At 38.3% G+C, this 19063-nt stretch carries 13 protein-coding genes; 6 read left to right on the forward strand and 7 right to left on the reverse strand.

What is annotated here, in order from left to right:
* Positions 1-107: 107 nt before the first annotated feature.
* The 3 genes from QNI22_RS39635 to QNI22_RS39645 form a co-directional block, all read right to left on the reverse strand.
* Positions 108-1274: a DUF8202 domain-containing protein gene (locus QNI22_RS39635; RefSeq protein WP_314520140.1), complete on the reverse strand. Its 1167-nt coding sequence runs from the start codon at positions 1272-1274 to the stop codon at positions 108-110.
* Positions 1253-2035: a hypothetical protein gene (locus tag QNI22_RS39640; protein WP_314520143.1), complete on the reverse strand. Its 783-nt coding sequence runs from the start codon at positions 2033-2035 to the stop codon at positions 1253-1255. Before QNI22_RS39640 ends, QNI22_RS39635 begins: the two co-directional genes overlap by 22 nt.
* 424 nt (positions 2036-2459) lie before the next feature.
* Positions 2460-3578, reverse strand: coding sequence for an NHL repeat-containing protein (locus QNI22_RS39645; protein ID WP_314520145.1), 1119 nt, complete (start codon positions 3576-3578; stop codon positions 2460-2462).
* A 563-nt stretch (positions 3579-4141) separates the two neighbouring features.
* Here QNI22_RS39645 and QNI22_RS39650 point away from each other — a divergent pair.
* Positions 4142-6250 carry a PAS domain-containing protein gene (locus tag QNI22_RS39650; RefSeq protein ID WP_314520146.1) on the forward strand — a complete coding sequence of 703 codons (2109 nt, stop codon included), beginning with the start codon at positions 4142-4144 and terminating at the stop codon, positions 6248-6250.
* 175 nt (positions 6251-6425) lie between these two features.
* Here the strand turns inward: QNI22_RS39650 and QNI22_RS39655 are convergent, their stop codons facing one another.
* Complete coding sequence (locus QNI22_RS39655) at positions 6426-7553, reverse strand: TlpA disulfide reductase family protein (RefSeq protein ID WP_314520147.1); 1128 nt, start codon at positions 7551-7553, stop codon at positions 6426-6428.
* Positions 7554-8200: 647 nt separating this feature from the next.
* Between QNI22_RS39655 and QNI22_RS39660 the strand changes: the two genes are divergently transcribed.
* On the forward strand, positions 8201-10792 hold the full coding sequence (locus QNI22_RS39660; protein ID WP_314520150.1) for a PAS domain S-box protein: 2592 nt from the start codon (positions 8201-8203) through the stop codon (positions 10790-10792).
* Between the two features lie 193 nt (positions 10793-10985).
* Here the strand turns inward: QNI22_RS39660 and QNI22_RS39665 are convergent, their stop codons facing one another.
* The gene (locus tag QNI22_RS39665) at positions 10986-12353 is read right to left on the reverse strand and encodes a Gfo/Idh/MocA family oxidoreductase (RefSeq protein WP_314520152.1); all 1368 of its coding nucleotides are present in this window, start codon (positions 12351-12353) and stop codon (positions 10986-10988) included.
* Positions 12354-12695: 342 nt separating this feature from the next.
* On the opposite strand from QNI22_RS39665, the gene QNI22_RS39670 reads away from it, so the two are divergent.
* The 3 genes from QNI22_RS39670 to QNI22_RS39680 all read left to right on the forward strand — a co-directional run bounded on the left by QNI22_RS39670 (position 12696) and on the right by QNI22_RS39680 (position 16282).
* Positions 12696-14045 carry an SBBP repeat-containing protein gene (locus QNI22_RS39670; RefSeq protein ID WP_314520154.1) on the forward strand — a complete coding sequence of 450 codons (1350 nt, stop codon included), beginning with the start codon at positions 12696-12698 and terminating at the stop codon, positions 14043-14045.
* 291 nt (positions 14046-14336) lie between these two features.
* Positions 14337-15014, forward strand: coding sequence for a response regulator transcription factor (locus tag QNI22_RS39675; protein WP_314520156.1), 678 nt, complete (start codon positions 14337-14339; stop codon positions 15012-15014).
* Entirely contained in the window at positions 15011-16282 is a 1272-nt protein-coding gene (locus QNI22_RS39680; protein WP_314520159.1) for a sensor histidine kinase, read from the forward strand. The genes QNI22_RS39675 and QNI22_RS39680 overlap by 4 nt, the downstream gene beginning before the upstream one ends.
* A 205-nt stretch (positions 16283-16487) precedes the next feature.
* On the opposite strand, the gene QNI22_RS39685 is transcribed toward QNI22_RS39680, so the two are convergent.
* Complete coding sequence (locus QNI22_RS39685; protein ID WP_314520160.1) at positions 16488-17027, reverse strand: carboxymuconolactone decarboxylase family protein; 540 nt, start codon at positions 17025-17027, stop codon at positions 16488-16490.
* Positions 17028-17328: 301 nt separating this feature from the next.
* Positions 17329-17895, reverse strand: a complete 567-nt coding sequence (locus tag QNI22_RS39690) for a hypothetical protein (RefSeq protein ID WP_314520162.1) — start codon at positions 17893-17895, stop codon at positions 17329-17331.
* Between the two features lie 976 nt (positions 17896-18871).
* On the opposite strand from QNI22_RS39690, the gene QNI22_RS39695 reads away from it, so the two are divergent.
* On the forward strand, positions 18872-19063 hold a 192-nt coding region (locus QNI22_RS39695), incomplete at its 3' end, for a hypothetical protein (protein WP_314520164.1).

Here is a 19063-nt window from a genome sequence, read left to right on the forward strand (position 1 = left end):
ACTCAATAACTGATCTCTTTATATAATCGCTTTGTCCAGGTTTTGTAACTCAGATAGATATCCAAATAACAAAATCTGGACTATTAATTTTATACTGTTTCTAAGTGTTATTCAATAACCAGCTTCTGAAACTTGCTTTCCACACCTTCTCCTGTTAAGCGAACCAGATACACACCTTTAATCAGTTGAGTGTTCATCGTAAAGATACGTGTATCTGGTGCTTTTAATTTATCAGAATTAAGTATATGTCCGGAGAAGTCATAGATTGTGTAATCTGTATAAGCAGGTGTTGTTCCTTCAAAGGATAAAGAGATACTATCTGTAGAACGAGCAGGATTTGGAAAAACTGTAAATTGTGTAGTTGGTCTTTTGGATGTGTAAGAGATTGAGATGACAGAAGAATAGTTAGACTCGCCAGTAACATCTGTTTGTTGAATACGGTAATACGCAGTCGCCACTAGTGGATTGGTATCTGTATAGGAATAAGGTGATTGTTGACTGGTAGTGCCTTTTCCAGTAATAGTAGCAATAGCCTCATAATGAATCCCGTCCAGACTGCGTTCTACTGTGAATTTGGCATTGTTAGTTTCAGACGCTAAATTCCATTGCAATATAACTCCCTCATTTTGTGCATATCCTTTAAAGTTAAGCCATGCAACTGGTAGTGGTGTAGTACTGGCAGAAGATGCCAGAGTAATGAATCGTGTTGTACCTGTTGGGATCATTGTAATAGAAATACCCGAGACACTAACAGTATTGCCAGATACAGAAAAGGTAAGGCCACTGAGTGGAGAATGGGTAGTGGCATCACTAAAGTTTCCATCTGTATCTACCAGCAAACGTAAGTCGCTTGGGTTTAATCCGCCAATACCAGACTCTAACGTCACATCCCAGTTAAATGTACCTGTAAAGCCTGTATTGGTTACCTTCCACTCACGGCTTATTCTGGAAAATAGTCCCAATGGCATTTCAGATACAGAAGCAGAAGTAGCACGAAGCCTGCTTCTATTAGATCCCATCAGAATGTACTGATTGTTAGTAAGAAATGACCCTGTATTGGTTGTATTATTGGCTGTTAACGTAGAAAGGTAAACCCGTGCAGAATCGTCATAGTTGTGTGATTGACGTTGTAGCAGGCTGCTATTATCATCCCGCGCAATTCCAATGATATTATTATTGTAGGGCGAAGCTACTGTAAATATAGTGCTACCTGCGGAATTAAGGTAGTTGTTGGTCATTGTAATGCCATATTTTACAGCAAGATACGATTCCACTTGTTGGCGTTGTGTTGCTGAATGCCCGGATAAGAAATTATTTCAGCTATTCTTCCATCAAAATAGTTGGTTTCGGCAGGGCGGTGTCCAATCTGCGCCAGTGTACTAGCTGTGTTGATGCTACTATTGGCAGAACCGTTGCTATAGGAAGTAATAGAAGTTGTAACCCCATTGATTGCTCCAAAGGTGGATGCACTTAATGCCTGAGTTTCAGAAGCCGCAACTGAGAATGTAGCAATGAATGGTCTGCTATTAGTAGCAGAGGCAGAACCTCTTACCCGACCATCTGTATCCACAATGAGGCGGTTGGTATTGGTTATATAGCGAAGATGTCTGCCCTGATTAGTCGTTCCGGTAGCATTAGTGCCTTGTCCAATTACTGTGTTTTTATCAATTGCAGAAGAAGGGAAGGTAACTGTATAGAATGTACGTGCCTGAGTTCCTGAGCCAAGCGGATTTTTGGCAGCTGTCAAACTTAACATCTGAGATGATGCAGCTGTAAATTGTAGATCTGAATTGTAATTGAATAAGGTAGTGCCTGTAGTAATATAGGACGGGGCTGGTGCAGATCCTGTTGCATTGTTTGTTTGTGTGCTATTATCTATCCAATTTGTAACAGTGGTAGTTCCGGTAACACCTGTATTGGCTTTAAGCCATAGATTTAAATTAGTCGAGATACCTGCGGGTGATTGAGCCCAAACCACTGAATATCCAGAACAAATAAGGACCGATGTGAAGCATAGTACTAAAAAAGATTTCATGAATTTTAAACTAGTGTGCGTGTATAAAAAGGGAAATGTTCTAATTGAAATGCAAAACTCTGAGCGGGAGTAATCGTCAGATTATCAAAGAGGTGAAGGGGATTGCTATAGGCATTTGTACTCATATATACCTGTGTAGGATATCTGGTGATTGAGTATTCGGTAATTGAGGTGTTTTTGTAGATCAATGAAATTGTGGAGAGGATAAATAGATAAATAGCATCAGGTAGCTTCCGGGATTTATTCAATTCTAGTCGAGAATCGAAAAGGTCGCTATAGTAGTTCAAACGGGAATTTCAGGAATTTTACTTCTGACTTGCTTCTGAACCCAAAAATGAGTGTGGGTTTTTGGTGAAAGGCTTGGGGGGACTATACCCCCCAAGAATAAAGAGTGAGTAAGTTTTATGTTTATGAAGCAATAACTTCAATTAGGCCATACATAGGTTGCTTTACGAATGCAGTGATTGTACTTATCCAGATAGATTACCTCTCCTTTTTTGTTTACAACCAACCCATAACAGGTATTTGAATGACCTGGACTCGTATCTGCATAGTCAGCTGAAAGCACATGATTAGTCAGTCGGAATACATAGTTGTTTGTAGTAACCATATTAATATGTAATCCTGCCTGGTCTACAACAAATAGTTGTTTACTATAGGAATCATAGTGTACACGATGTGGTTCATATACTGTGGACTTTTCCAGAAGGCAGTCTTTGCCATACCCTGTACCCAATCCGATGTAAGTAGACACAGTGCCATCGGGAGCGATCTTACGTATCCGGTGATTAAACCAATCAGGAATATACAGATTGCCATCATCATCCATTGTTAAATCATCAAATCGGCAAAATTCCGCTACATTGGCTGCTCCATCTTTATAGTTACAGATTTGAGTATTCATGTCCACTTTTCCGGCAAAGGTGCTTACCATTCCTGTAGTCAGATTTACTTTGCGTACACACCGCTCCAAACCATCTGCAATATAAAGATTACCTTGTTTGTCCATGACAATACCCACAGGTTGATCAAATTTCGCTGTCGCCAATGGTCCATCTTCATATGTCTTTCTGGTACTGGTACTAAGCCGGGTAACTTGCCCGGTAGAGGTGATACGAAATATGCCATTTGGAACCCCCAACTTGTCTCCGCTATCAACAGCGTAAAGCGTTACTCCATCACGAGGGTCTACACATATATCTGTAATGGCACCAAATCCTGTGGCAAAAGTAGTGACATTACCCTGGGGATCCAGCTTGCGAATTACTGTACCACCAATGTAACTTTTAAGTTGATCAATAATATAAATGTTATCATTCTTGTCAATTGTCATCTGGCAGGGATTGTCAAATTGTGAATTGGTTCCTGCTCCATCTGCATAACCGGGTTTGGTATCCTTGCCAGCTATTGTTTTAATCGTAACAATAGGTGGAGATGTGTGTCCTCCTTCTCCACCTGGGCTAGGTGAAGGATTGGGTTCAGTACAACTTGTAGATGTAATCAGAGAAACGAGTAGTCCCAGATAAATAAAGGAAGTTTTCATAGTTGTTTATAGTTGTTAAAATAGCTTGTAGAGTTATGGTGCTTACATGTGTTGTAAGACTAAGACATTGAGTTTGTTGATGTAAAATTGATCCATCTGGCTATATAAAGCTATCTGCTTGTGTGTCAACTGTTGTAAATGAGGTACCTGACTACACAAATGACATCCTAAGGGTATAGTTGTACCTGAATGGCATTATAGGTTGTGAAGGGGGTATTTCAGGGGTATGTCCCTAAACTTTCCAGTAGACCTGTTAGTTTCAGAAATCCATTTTCTGTATGGGACTAATTAACTGGTTCCATGGATTGTACAGAAAACCAGATAGTTGGCATGCATACGGTTTCTGGTTATCTAACATAGAAAAATATGTCTTGATCGACATAATAAAATACTCTATCGAAAAGCATAAAACCTCGTCTATTCAATACGAATTAATGATAAAATGTGCTATTGTACTAAGTAATAATACTTATGTGTGGTGGTGGTTTATGTGTGATAAGGTGCATTGAATAAAGAGCAAGGATATAATTTGTATCGTATCAATCAATTAATAGCAAAACTCTATGTTCAGAATTTCTACATTAGCACAATGGCGAAAAGCGACTCAGACTCATCAGTCTTTCCAGAAAACGCTTACTGATATTGAAAATGCTCGTACATTTATCAAAGCTATCCAGGAAGGTAATTTGATGGAAGACTATCCTGGTTGGAGTAACACAGAGAATACAGCCACTTCAGAGAACTCACTTGCTGAGGCATTGTTGCAAATGCGTGATCATATGAAGGCAATGGCAGAAAAAGAAGCACAACGCACCTGGATTACAGAAGGGTTGGCGCAGTTTGTAGATATTTTGCGTTCACACCATACAGATATACAACAACTCTACGATCAGATTTTGGCTTCTCTTATCAAATACCTGAAAGCCAATCAGGGAGGTTTGTTTGTGGTTAGAGAAGAAGATGCAATGCAGAAAGAGGTATTAGTTGTGGCAAGTGAGACAACAGAAAGAGGAGAACAGTTACAGCATCGAAAGGGAAATAGTGGTGATAAACTTAGTAGTAACAGACTTAGTAGAAGCAATATTAGTCTGGAAATGGTCGCATGTTATGCCTATAACCGCAAAAAATTTCTTACCAAAACAATGAGTGCAGGTGAGGGGCTTGTGGGACAATGTTTCCTGGAAGGAGACACAATTTATATGACTGAGATCCCTCAAAATTATGTAAACATTAGCTCCGGACTAGGAGAGGCTACACCTCGCTGCATTCTTATCGTTCCTCTTAAGCTAGATGATAAAGTACATGGTGTAATTGAGCTGGCTTCTTTTTCAAAGTTTGAACCTTATCAGATTGAATTCATTGAAAAACTGGGAGAGAGTATTGCCTCAACAATTGCAAATGCAACTGTTACAAGTATGACGCAGAAATTGCTAGCCATGTCACAGCAGCAAGCTGAAAGCCTACGGGCACAGGAAGAGGAATTACGTCAGAACCTGGAAGAGATGGAGGCTACACAGGAAGAGATGTTACGTCGGCAGGCACAAGTTAACGATCTACTTCAGCGTTTTGATCTGGCTGCCCGCACTACTACGGAAGGGCTTTGGGATATGGTGGTACCTGCTAACCTGGAATTTACAGATAACACTCCTTTTCAATGGACAGACAAATTTCGTCATATGTTGGGTTATACAAATGAGAGGGATTTTCCAAATCGTCTGGATTCGTGGTCTAATCTATTGCATCCGGATCATAAAGAAAGAACGTTAGCTGCCTTTTCTGCACATTTGCTTGATTTCAGTGGACAGACACCTTATGATGTTGAATATCAGTTAAAACTGCGTAATGGAAATTTTAAGTGGTTCAGAGCCGTCGGAAATACCTTGCGGGATAATAACGGGCGCCCTCTTAGAATCGCCGGTTCCCTAATTGATATTCAACAGTCGCGTGAACTGGAAGGTATTATGACGTCAGTAAATAATACAATGGCTACCATTGAATTCGATAAAAATGGTACTATACTGGATGCCAACGCCAACTTCCTTAATCTGATGGGCTATTCATTGGAAGATATCAAAGGAAAGCATCATAACATGTTTGTTGAGGCTATTTATCGAAATTCCGATGACTATGCCCAATTTTGGAAGAATCTTAATCAAGGTATACCACAGATAGGAGAGTTTGCCCGATTGACAAAAAACAGGAATAAAGTATGGTTACATGCTAGTTATTCCCCTATCACAGATCAGGGAAGGGTAACTAAGATAATTAAGTTTGCGCAGGATGTTACTCACCATAAAAAAGCCTCTTTGGATATGCAGGGGCAACTACAGGCTATTGACAAAGCGTTTGCTGTTATTGAGTTTACTACAAATGGTGAAGTGCTGATGGCCAATGATAATTTTCTAAAATTGATGGACTATGATCTTACAGCTATTCTACATAAACATCATTCACTATTTGTGGATAAAGAACAGTTAGATACTTATGAGTATGAGCAATTTTGGAGAAAATTACGTTTGGGAGAGGCGATTAGTGGTAATTTTGAACGCGTCACCCGAAGTGGAAAGAAAATATGGATAAAAGGTAGTTATAGTCCTGTGTTTGATCTGGATGGGCAAGTATATAAGGTCATAAAGTATGCTCAGCTTATACATGGTGCTGATGAAGAATAGAAACCTGGTTTTAAAGATACTATATATTTTTGGGGAATATACGTTGGTAAATTCAATAGGTAGATCTTCAATGGACCTGAAAACTATTGAATACTAGCAGATGGTCAACAATCTCTTGCCAAATAGACAAGAGATTGTTTTATTGTTCACAGGTTGGTTAATGTAGCGATTGTGATTACTTTTCTAAAACACTGTCCAGGATTTGTTTCGCTTTAGCTAAACCCTCTTTGCTGGATGCTTTTGATACTATTTTTCCTTCTGGGCTGATTAATACTACAGTAGGAAAAGACTCAATCATATACTTTTTGATAATGCTATCTTGATGGCTGTTACCTTTTTCCTGATACAGTTGTGTCCATGTGATATTATAGCGTCCTCTTATTAAGGGCTTAATGTTTTTAACATCTTCCTTTTTCTCATAGGCTATACTGATAAACTCCACATTCTTGTCTTTGTATTTCAGATAAGCTTCTTTTAGTTCCGGTAAAAGAGCTATGCATGGACCACACCACGTTCCCCAGAAGTCAATCAGTATGTATTTACCTGCAAGAGTAGATGAGTTAAACGGAATACCATCTACATCACGGGTAATAATTACCGGAGCTTTGTTTCCTGTATTTACTGTATCAGCAATTTTGATTTCTTTTAATAATTGAGTGGCTAAAGAATGGCTCTTCAAATCTTCAGGCCAGTTGTTTATAACTCGTTGGCTACCCTCTACACCCATTAACTGCCAATAATAGGTTAAGTAATGAAGACTAAGGAAATTTTTAAGATTTCTACCAAGGTAATTTATCTCTTTCGTTGTAATCTGGTCTTGTACACTTTCTTTCTGTATGGCAATAGCTTTTACTCTCGCTGAATCCTGTTCTTTGAGTGCCTTATGATAGCTGATTTCGAACTCTTGTTCCTTCTCGCGAATTGGGTTGATAACTGTTTGTTGGAAAGTACGCCATGATTGACTAAGCGTAGAACTTTGTAATGTGATAGAATGTATATCTTTACCTTGTATCTGTATCGTGGTATCCCAGATAAATTGCACCTTATTTGAGAGATCTTCTGTTGCCAGAGCATAGAAGTTGATCTCCTGCACTGGATGTTTAAAGCTGAATTTACCAGTTCGGGTATGAACAGAATCGATCTTTTCATACACATTGCCATAAGCTTTATGACTAACAGCCTTGAGTAGAAATACTTTTTTGTTTTTCCAACTATCAATATGCCCCTCAACCGCTAACAGATTTTGGGCATGTAACTCCAGAAATACAAATAGACTGCTGATAAAAAATAAGAGAGGCTTCATAAGTGTAAAAAGTTGAGTAGTAAAGGGTATGAAACAAAGATGTTAGGGTGTTTTGGTGCGTAACAGCTTTGGGCAATTATACATAGTAAATGTATTGTTTCCTATAGGAAGTGTATTGATTCTGTGTGTTTTATAGTTTTTAGGCTACTGTTTTTATAAAACACTCTCTGTATTTGTAGAGGAGCATAAATAGGGCGTTATAGTATTGGTTTATGCATACAACTGAATATAACTTTGACAATGGCATTTTATAGAAAAAATGTCTATTAGATACCTGTAAATGGCAACTAATAATCTTGTAGATCACTAGTGTTTCTTTCTGTCGCACTTCTGAATACGATCCATGGCTCTTTGAATATAATCGTGATTTTCTCTAAATACCCCCTAAAAATACAGTGCAATATTTAGAGAAAATTCTTTCTGTATGAAGTAAGTAATAATGCTTAGTTTTGTTTTTTAATGTTTTGATATGCAGTGAGTTGTGTATTGGGACTCTTCTGTTGGAATTTGCAAACCATTTTCTGAAAAGTTTTGTGTGAGGCAATTATCCGGTTGTGGTGATAGGTTGGCTTGTTAAAGTCAACACTATTCTTTTGTAGCCTTCACTGACTTGTATTTCCTATTTATACATATCCTCTAAAGACTACATGTTACTACCCTTTGCACTTATTGATTCCAAAAAGCTGAAAGGCTTGCAAAAATCTAACACAGAATATCTGCAACTTTGCGAGCAGAACCAGCAAGCTTCCACATTTATCAGACAAATTGAGGAAGGTAATTTGCAGGCAGACTTTGCATTGATTGATGATTCAAACTCTACTCAGAAGCAGAATCCGTTGATAATCGCATTGGCGAGTATGCGCCAACGTATGAAGGAAATTGCGAGAAAAGAACATGAGCGTACCTGGACAACAGAAGGATTAGCCCGGTTTGTAGAGATTCTTCGTGAAAAGAATACATATGGAGAACAGTTATATGATGCAATCCTTGCTAATCTGATTAAGTATATGGGGGCTAATCAGGGCGGACTGTTTGTCGTTCATGCTCAAAATGATGACCCTTCTACTGAAGATACACTTGAAATGGTAGCCTGCTATGCCTATGATAGAAAAAAATATATTCGTAAGCAGATTGTGGCAGGCGAGGGACTAACCGGACAATGTTATCTGGAAGGAGAAACCATTTACCTGACTGATATTCCTGGTACTTATGTGCACATAACTTCCGGATTGGGTAAGAGTGCTCCCCATTGTTTGGTATTGGTTCCTTTGAAACTCAATGATCAGGTACTAGGAGTAGTCGAACTCGCTTCTTTTAATTCTTTTGAGCCTTATCATATTGCATTTGTTGAAAAATTAGGGGAAAGTATCGCTTCTACTATTGCAAATGCACACGTATATCAGCGTACACAAGAGTTGTTAGCTCAATCACAGAAACAGACTGAGAATCTCCAGCTTCAGGAGGAGGTATTGCGTCAGAATATGGAAGAAATGGCTGCTACTCAGGAAGAAATGCAGCGAAAACTTCAGGAGAATGCTCGTTTAAAAGGTGAGTTAGATGCCCGTATGCATGTTCTTAACCAGGCAGCATTGCTTTCAGAATCTGACTTATATGGAAATATCACGTTTGTCAATGACCGATTTTGTGAAGTATCTGGTTGGTCACGAGAGGAGGCGCTTGGCAAACCACATAATGTTGTCCGGCATCCAGAAAACCCTAAGTCCTTGTACAAGGATATGTGGACAACAATAAAGAGTGGTCGTATTTTTCGGGGAACCTTTAAAAACAGGGCAAAAAATGGTACTACTTATTGGGTAGATGCAACGATTGCTCCCGTATTGGACGCAGAGGGGAATCCAATCAAATATATTGGTATCCGATATGACATTACAGAGCAGTTCGAAAAGAGTGAAGCCTTAGGTGCTTTATTAAAAGAAAGTCAGCTGCAGCAGGAGCAGCTTAAAGCACAGGAGGATGTATTGCGTGAAAGTATGGATGCTTTATCAGTAGTTCAGGAAGAAGTACGCATTCGGGAGGCAGAAGCTCAGAATTTGCTTCTCGCTTTTCGTACTGTGAGTGATACATTTGCCTGTATTGAATTTGACATGCAGGGCAATATACTGAAAGCTAATGTTAATTTTCTACAAACGGTAGGGTATGAAGAAGATGAAATACAGGGACAACAACATCGTTTGTTTGTAGATCCTGTGTATGCACAAAGTACAGATTATGTCCGGTTCTGGCAAAACCTACAACAAGGTAATGCTTTTACCGGAGAAGTAGTACGTCTGAAAAAGGATAAGACTGCAGTTTGGATGCAGGTATCTTATGCTCCTGTTCGAGATAATGCAGGTAAATATTATAAAGTAGTAAAATTAGCTATAGATATAACACATCAAAAGCAACTGGAGATTGCTGCTCAGCAACAGATGGAAGAGCTTAAAGCTCAGGAGGAAGAGCTACGCCAGAATATGGAGGAGTTAATTACGAGTCAGGAAGAGATTGAGAGGCAGAGTATTGAATTGAGAGGGCTTTCTGCCGCTGTAAATAGCACACTGGCTACCATTGAATTTGATCCAACTGGAAAAATACTCACTGCTAATTCTAACTTCCTGAACCTAATGGGTTATAAACTGGAACAGATTGTAGGCAGATCTCATGCAATTTTTGTTGATCCATCGCATGTTATTAGTGCAGAGTACCGAATTTTTTGGGAAGAGTTAAGTAATGGACATCCTCAGGTGGGCGAAGCCAGGCGATTTACAAAGAATGGCGAAGAAAAGTGGCTTAGTGCAAGTTATACTCCTGTATTTGGACAACAGCAGGAAGTAATCAAGGTTATCAAATTTGCTCAGGACGTTACCCAGTCCAAATTACAAGCATTAGATAGTAGCAATCAACTAACCGCCATTAATAAGGTATATGCGATTGTTGAGTTTGATATAGAAGGAAATGTCCTGCATGCTAATCGAAAGTTTCTCGATCTGATGGGCTATGACTTTGAAGAAATTAGTGGTAAACATCATTCCTTATTTGTTTTAAAACAAGATGCGGAATCTGCAAAGTATAAACATTTCTGGCAACAGCTCCGAAAGGGAGAATTTGTAGAAGGAATATTTGAACGTCTAAATAGTGAGGGGCAAAAAGTACATATCAGAGGAAGCTATAACCCGATAGTTGATATGCATGGTAAGGTTTATAAAATCATCAAACATGCACAAAAACTAGACTCTGAATAAAAGATAGAGGCAACTATCAACTCTTTTGTGATGGTTCAAACAGCATTCTGTATTTTTTATAACATGTTTCTGGAATGGATATCAGCAAACAGATTATAATAACTAAGAGTAGCTGATATTTTATCCGGATGATATAAATTTTTCAACATGGTAGGATACTTATAAATGTCCTACCATGCTTCTGTAAATACATTCAGACATGTTCCGGATCTGGGTGTATCCATGGGCTACGATACGAACGTGCCAGTAGACGAGTAGCATCTGGATCTCCGATTACCTGCCGAGCTATCGGATCGTAGGTAAGTGGTCGACCTGTCTGCATGGCAATGTTTGCTAGTATACAACTGGCTGTAGAGATATGGCCTTCTTCGATATCGGCTACAGGTCGCCCATTGGTTTCTATTGCACCAAGGAAATTCAACATATGCAGTCGGGTTGCCGGAGCGGCATTAAGCTCAATACCTTGTTCCTTCAGATCTTCAGGATACTTCTCTTTTTCGTATACTACATCTTTGTGAATCTTTTGTCCTTGCCCTGTCGGAATAAAATCATACTGCATGGTACTAGCTATTAGGGTACCTTTGTCTCCATACAACGTAAAAGACCATGGATAGTCTGGATTAGCAGCAGTTCCCCAGGTGCGGTGTTGCCACACACAGTTTAGTTCATCATACTCAAACACTGCCGTTTGTGTATCTGCAATATTCGATTTACCTTCTTTCTGTACATAAATTCCTCCTGTAGAACTGATTCGTTTGGGCCATCCCAGTTTTAACATCCAACGTACAGTGTCCAGCATATGAACGCACATATCACCAATAATACCGTTGCCATATTCCATAAATGTACGCCACCAGCGTGTATGAGGCAATCCATCAAAGGGACGCATAGGAGCAGGACCTGTCCACATATCATAATCAAAAAAGTCAGGAATAGCCTGAGTTGGAGGATTGCCATTGTTTCGCATATGATAATAGCAACACATTTCAACATGTGAAACCTTACCCAATAAGCCAGCATCTACAATGTTTTTCTTTGCTTCGATCAAATGAGGGGTACTTTTACGTTGAGTACCCACTTGTACTACTCGTTTGTATTTTCGTGCAGCTGCCACCATTGCTTCACCTTCCAGAACATCTACACTGATAGGCTTTTGTACATATACATGAGCACCTGCTTTCATGGCATCAATAGCTTGAAGAGCATGCCAGTGATCAGGAGTACCAACCAATACTATCTCTGGTTTTTGCTCCGATAACAGTTTGCGATAGTCGCCATACTGAGCTGGAGTCTTTTTGGACTGTTGCCGCTGGCTGACCATGGTTGCGGCCTCTGTTAATAAATGTTTATCTACATCACATAATCCTACTACTTCAACGGGTGCAACCTGTATCAACCGAAATAAATCACTTTTCCCATACCAGCCAGTACCTATCAGCCCTACACGAAGTTTTTTAGGTGGATACAGAATATCCATTGCATTAGCACCCAGCGTAGTTAATGCCAGTGAAGCAGAAGCCGATTTCAGAAACTGGCGGCGGTTAATGTGAAAATCATTCATTGATATTGTAAGGGTTTTTGGGGTATAACATGATTACTTGTATCTGTAAATTCAGATGTTGTCTTTACTTTTAAAATAATCTGATCTAAAAGCTGTATTTACAGAATAGTATAAATATAAAGTACGAACCCTTCGCTTTTTAATTTATTGTAAGTTTTTTTTAAGGGATAGGATTATTTAGTGCGATACGAAGTTATTTTGGACAAAGTGCCGGAGCAGAGTTTATTCTATTCAATCAAGAAGAAAAAGATATCTTTGTTTTTTTCTTCTTGATGTATTTCTGTGCTAATTAGTATCTATATAAGTGTTTTTTCATGAATAGGTAATTACATATATTCTATTATGTTCCGATATCAATTACGAAGTTTGGCAGTGTTTTGCATGGCCATATGTATGCTGATTCTATCCTGTAAAAAGGATGAAGTTTCTTCTAGTAATTTTGTAAAAGATATTGCCGGAGATATGGTGATGGTTGCAACCTATGCTGACAAAGGAGGAAATCTATATATCACTGGAAATTTTTCAGGTGTTGTTACTCTAGATAGTATTACCTTAACAAGCAAAGGGGATTATGATATTCTAATTGCTAAGTATGATCATTTAGGTAATATTATATGGGCTAAAAGTGCTGGTAGTACAGATAAAGAAGAAGCCGCTGATATTGTGGTTGATAATATGGGCAATATATATATTGCAGGAAATTTTTATGGTAATACTACCTTTGAAAACAATTCTTTACTCAGTAATGGAGATAAGGATGTCTTTTGGGCAAAATATGATTCAGAGGCTAAATTACTATGGGCAAAGAGTGCAGGAGGTATAGGTAAAGATGAAGCACGTAGTTTGGCAACAGATATTTCAGGTCGGCCTTATCTTACTGGTGCTTTTAGTGAGACAGTTACTTTTGGGAGTAGTTTGGTAACAAGTCATGGGGGGACGGATATTTTTGTTGCAAAGCTAGATGATTTGGGTAGTGTACAATGGGTAAAACAAATGGGTGATAGTGGCAATGATAGTGGATGTGGTATTGCTGTTGATGGCTTAGGCAATATCTTCGTGGCAGGTTTTTTTGTTGAAAGTGCTACTTTGGGTAACCTTACCTATACTAGTTATGGAGGAAAAGAAGGCTTTCTGGTAAAATTGAATGCTGATGGTGAAGTAAAGGTAGTTCATACTGCAAATGGGTTTAAGGACGATGAGTTTCAGAGTATTGTAGTGGATAAGTCAAATAATGTTTATGTTACTGGTTATTTCACTGAGTCGGCAGATTTTGATGGAATCACTTACTTTAGTGCTGGCGATGCTGATATGTGCATTATGAGATTAGATACCACAGGAGCTATGATTTGGCAACGCACATCTGGTGGTGCAGGAAAAGATATAAGTTATGGGATTACACTTGATCGTATGGACAATGTCTATATAACCGGATATTTTAATGGTAGCGCTAAGTTCGGGAATGTTACTGTAGCTTCTAGTGGAGAAGATGATGTATTTGTGGCCAAATATAGTGATTTGGGGGATATTCAATGGATAAGACAGGCTGGAAGCTCCTCAATAGATTCTGGAAATGATGTTGCTGCAAGCCCAGACAACAGCGTATATATAGCTGGACATCATACTAATGACATTGTAATAGATGGAATAACGTTAACTGGGAATGGGCCATTCCTTTGGAAAATGGAACAATAACCTGATTATTTTAACGATTCATAGAGCCTCCTGTTGGTTATTGACAGCAGCCTTTTATCTTTAATAGGCTGTCTAAACAATTAGGTAAATAAATTGGCTTGTTGAACTTCTTTTAAAATAATCTAAACATCTTCTAAAAGAACTGTGATTGAAAACAGTATTTTTTCAAAGAAATATACTATCTGCCTTGATTTAGGATAGTTATCTGGCAACTCAAGTCCGGTTTTCTTTTCTCCAATCCCGAAAATCTACAGAATTTATCTTCAACTTTGAGTATTACAAACTCATTGTATGAAAATCCTTATTGTTGAAGATCAATTGCAAATGGTAGATACACTAACTACCTATCTGGAGCGTAGTGGGTATATATGTGAAGTAGCTACCAACTATGAGAAGGCCGAAGAGAAGATTGGTGTATATACCTATGACTGTATCCTGCTCGATATCACCCTGCCTGGAGGAAACGGGTTGAATCTGTTGACACTATTGCGTAAGCAGAGAACCAATACAGGAGTAATTATCCTATCTGCGAAAGATTCCGTAGATGATCGTATTACCGGATTGCAGCAAGGCGCAGATGACTACCTGCCCAAACCTTTTCATCTGTCTGAACTCAATGCCCGATTACAAGCCTTGTTCCGTCGACTAAAATTTGAAGGCAATCACTCCGTACATTTTGAGAATATGGAAATAGATATTGAAAGTCAGAAGGTTCGTATCAATGCTACTGAACTTGTACTTACCAAGAAAGAGTATGAATTATTGCTGTTCTTTGCCTCCAATCCAGAACGTGTACTAAGTAAAACGGCTTTAGCTGAGCATATCTGGGGTGATAACAGTGATCAATCCGACTCGTTTGACTTTCTGTATTCTCAGATCAAAAATTTACGTCGGAAGCTGAGTGAGGCAAGTGCTTTCTTTACCATTCAGGCTGTATATGGACTGGGTTATAAACTTTTCAGAGAATGAAAAAGCGTACATTACTTCAGATTACCACTCGTTCCTTTCTACTTATACTGCTGGTTGTACTCATTCCCTGGACGGCGTTTTTCTATTTTCAGATTCGGTCAGCGATCTATCATACTGTAGATGAATACCTTGACAACCGTAAGTTTGAGATTATTCGTGAGACTACTCATAATCCAGCTTTGTTGAATATGCATTCCGGACGAAAGACAGATTTTGAACTTAAGCCTGTTTCAAATCAGGAGGCCGCAAGTATAAAAGATAAACATTCAGATACTCAGGTGTTTGAGCCGTTGGAACAGGAACTGGAGCCTTACCGCAAACTGGAAACCACCTTTTCGTATGCAAACCAGCCATATAAGCTGACTATTTTTTCCTCTTTAACAGACTCTCGCAGGCTTCTTTCCATTTTGTTAAGGGCAGTAATTGTACTTTTTATAACACTTATGGTCATACTCCTGATTATGAATCGTTTAGTTTTACAACGAGTATGGCGACCTTTTCATACTACATTACAAAAAATTCATAGCTATCGGCTAGACTCGGATGCCTCTATTGTTTTTGAAGATACTCATATACGTGAATTTTCAGAGTTACATGAAGCATTAAGTCAATGGATGTTGAAGGCATATCGTACATACCAGCAACAGAAGCAGTTTACCGAAAATGCATCCCACGAACTTCAAACCCCATTGGCAATTGCCCGCAACCAGATCGAGTTATTAACTGAAGATCCTTTGCTATCTACTAGTCAGGCCGATTTATTACAGGTTGTTGAGCAAAACCTGAGTCGTATGTCCCGCCTTAACAAAACCTTGTTGTTGCTCGCAAAGATTGACAATAAGCAATTTCCTATTACAGAAACTGTAGACGTGGCATCTCTTACCCGACGATTACTGGAAGAACTCTGGGAAGTTGTCACCTATAAAGAGCTGACTACACAAGTTGACGTTTCCGGAGCAATGATTGTCACTATGAATCCTGACCTGGCAGAGATCTTCTTCGGGAATTTGATTCGGAATGCAATCTTCCATAATATTCGCCAGGGCTATCTAAATATCTCCGTTACCAACCATCAGTTTAAGATTGAAAATAGTGGTAATGCTTACCATCAGGACCCTATTCAGTTGTTCGAACGCTTTGCAAAAGGTTCAGAGACCACTTCTTCCGGCTTAGGGTTATCCTTGGTGCAGTCGATTGGGAAACTATATGGTTTTACTATTCAGTATACAGTTAGGGGAACTACTCATCAGATAGATGTATTTCTGTAGTCTGGAAAATCTATAGGAGGGGGAGTATTACAACTGTGATTGTAGTAGGCCTAAAACTATAGAACCCCCAGGAAAATCCCAGAGGTTCTATCCCCCTTTTATAAACACAATTATATTTTTAAACAGGGCAATCCTGTATGATTTGTCAGAGTCAATGTCCAGCTAATCAGGCCTGATTAGCTGGAAAGTAATTAGTTTGAACCAATTAAAAACTTGTATAGCCTTCATAGGCCAGCTTTTTCCCTACTTCCAGATACGCCTCTTTGGGCTCTGGTGCCCATGTTCCCAATCCATCCACATACCGGTTGAACATACAAAATGCGGCTGCAATCAATACTGTATCATGAATTTCCAAGTCCGTAGCACCTTCTGTACGGGCTGCATCAATATCTTCAGCCAATACATATTTGCCTCCCTGCTGAACTTTGTGAGCTATATTTAGTAATGAACGAAGCTTTGCTGAAATTTCATAGTTTTGTATGCCTGCTTTGATGTCATCAATCAAGTCTACCGATGCATTCATATGTGCTACAGCCGCAGCTCCATGTGAAGTATGACAGAAATGACAATTGTTCTTATAAGATACATAGGAAGCAATTATCTCTCGTTCAGCACTGGAAAGAGTAGAATCTCCCCGCAACAATACCTCTGCCAGTTCATTCAATGGTTTGGCTGTGTGTCGGTTGTAATCCATCAGCCCAATAATTCCGGGCAATTCTTCATTATTCAGGCGAATGTGTGCCATAGGTATGGGTTATAAGGTTGACAAATAGAAATAGTAAAATCAATAATTCATCTCAGAACTCATATACAAAGCATACAATCAAGCTCATGCATAGTTAGTAGTTCTGGCATAGAAGTAGTAGCCTAAGAATAATCAGAAGAGGTTGCCTTCTGTTGTGTAGATACCCGTTTTCAAGAAAGCTAATAACAATTTTTATCAGTTTGATGATATAATTGTCTTGTCTTACCACATTTTATGTAGTATAATATAGACAAAGTCACAAAGTCTTGAAAATGATGTCACAGTTGACAGAAAACGGAAATTATGCCTGCCGGGGAGGAGGATAGATAGCTTCCAGATAAATAGATTGTATAGACGAAGGAGATGGCTCCTGCACTTTCTGTGTTTGTTCTATAATAGAATGAGAAAGGGTAAGAACAGTTACAGGAAGATATTCAGGAGCAAAGGACTTGATATTTTTCTGTGCTTTGCCAGAATCTGTATGTGAATAGTCCATTGCCAGTGTTTTGGCATGGTCTGACATATTCTGCTTTACTTTCTCCTGCTGTTTATTATTGACACAATATACTATAATGGTGTCGTTTTTAATACTCATAAACGCCTTCTCATAGATCTTTCCCTGATGTTCAAACTCACCTTCTACAGCTATAGGCGCCTTATCTGGCTGATGATAAAGGCCAATAGGCATTTTAAATACGACCCAGTCTGGATTATTTTCTGAGAGAGAGACTGAATGAGAAATATTTGTATCCAGAATATTGCGGAGTTGTTGTCTGGCTTGTCGTTGTTGTTGAAAAAAAAGAATAGAATATCCTATTGTATTGAACAGGAGCAGACACAGCAAGCCGATAGATACAGTTCTTTTCAAAGGAGATTCAATTTTTTACAATATTAATAAAAAATATAAATAAATCAATGAAAAACTAAACTTTGTATAACCCTATTTTCCAGCCAGAATAATTGAGTGTTTCATGAGTCATAATTTAAAGGAAATAAGTATTTGGGATAGGTTATATCCAATTTAAATAGATACTTATGTTTTTATAATTTATATAGGTGTTTATCCTTATTTAAAGCATAGGTAATTAATGGCAACTGAAAAGTCAAACTATGTTGAATTATAGACTGGCTCTTTTAGATTAGCGTATTTTGCGAATTTAATTTGTGGATCAGTTTCTATGTGTAATGTAAGAATCTCTACACCTTCTGATATAAAAATAGCGAAAATATAATTTTTGTGAAAGTTGGTTAAGATAAATTACAGCACGGTTTTTTGAGTTAAAAGTTATATGAAAAATAAAAAAAGTATAAAATACAAGTAAAATCTCTAAGCGTTTTGGTTCATATATTGTTTATGTAAAGACGATACTGAAATAAAGTATGTGTTTTTTTGCTTTAGCACGTATGTTTTTTCTTCTCAATGGAGATAAAGTTACTTGTTGGGAATTAAAGTAAACACTACACTATCTTTTTGAAAGAGAGTCTGCTCTTTTTTTACGTTTTTAAATGACAGGTGACTAGTACAGTTAGATATTTTTGCTGAAAATAACCACAATATATTTCTAATATACTCATAATTAATTACTTAATTTTTATGAGTTCCCTGAAAAAAGTATCAGGGAACTCTATTTTTTGTGACCATATTCATAGTGATACCTCAAATTCTTATCGAATATATAGCGTTGTAAGAAATTCCCCCACAACGCAAGAAACGTCCTTTATTTAATCTTCAATTTTGAATCATAACTCTGTCTCATTCAAGTTACTATGTGACTAAGAAAGTTGAGCTTAGAGTAAATAGTCTCTAAAGAAATAAAGCGTTTAAGTATATTTTTCCAAAATAGATGAAAAAACGATTACTACGTACATTAAACTATATTATCCTTTTATTTGGATTTTGTTCTATAGTAAACGCCCAGAGTTTATACTGGGTAGGCGATGGCGGATCGTGGAATGATGCCAGCCACTGGTCTGCTACTTCGGGTGGAAGTGGAGGAGCTGGGGTGCCTACCACTTCAAACGCAGCCATCTTTGAT

It is taken from the genome of Xanthocytophaga agilis, from assembly GCF_030068605.1.
Taxonomy (GTDB): domain Bacteria; phylum Bacteroidota; class Bacteroidia; order Cytophagales; family 172606-1; genus Xanthocytophaga; species Xanthocytophaga agilis.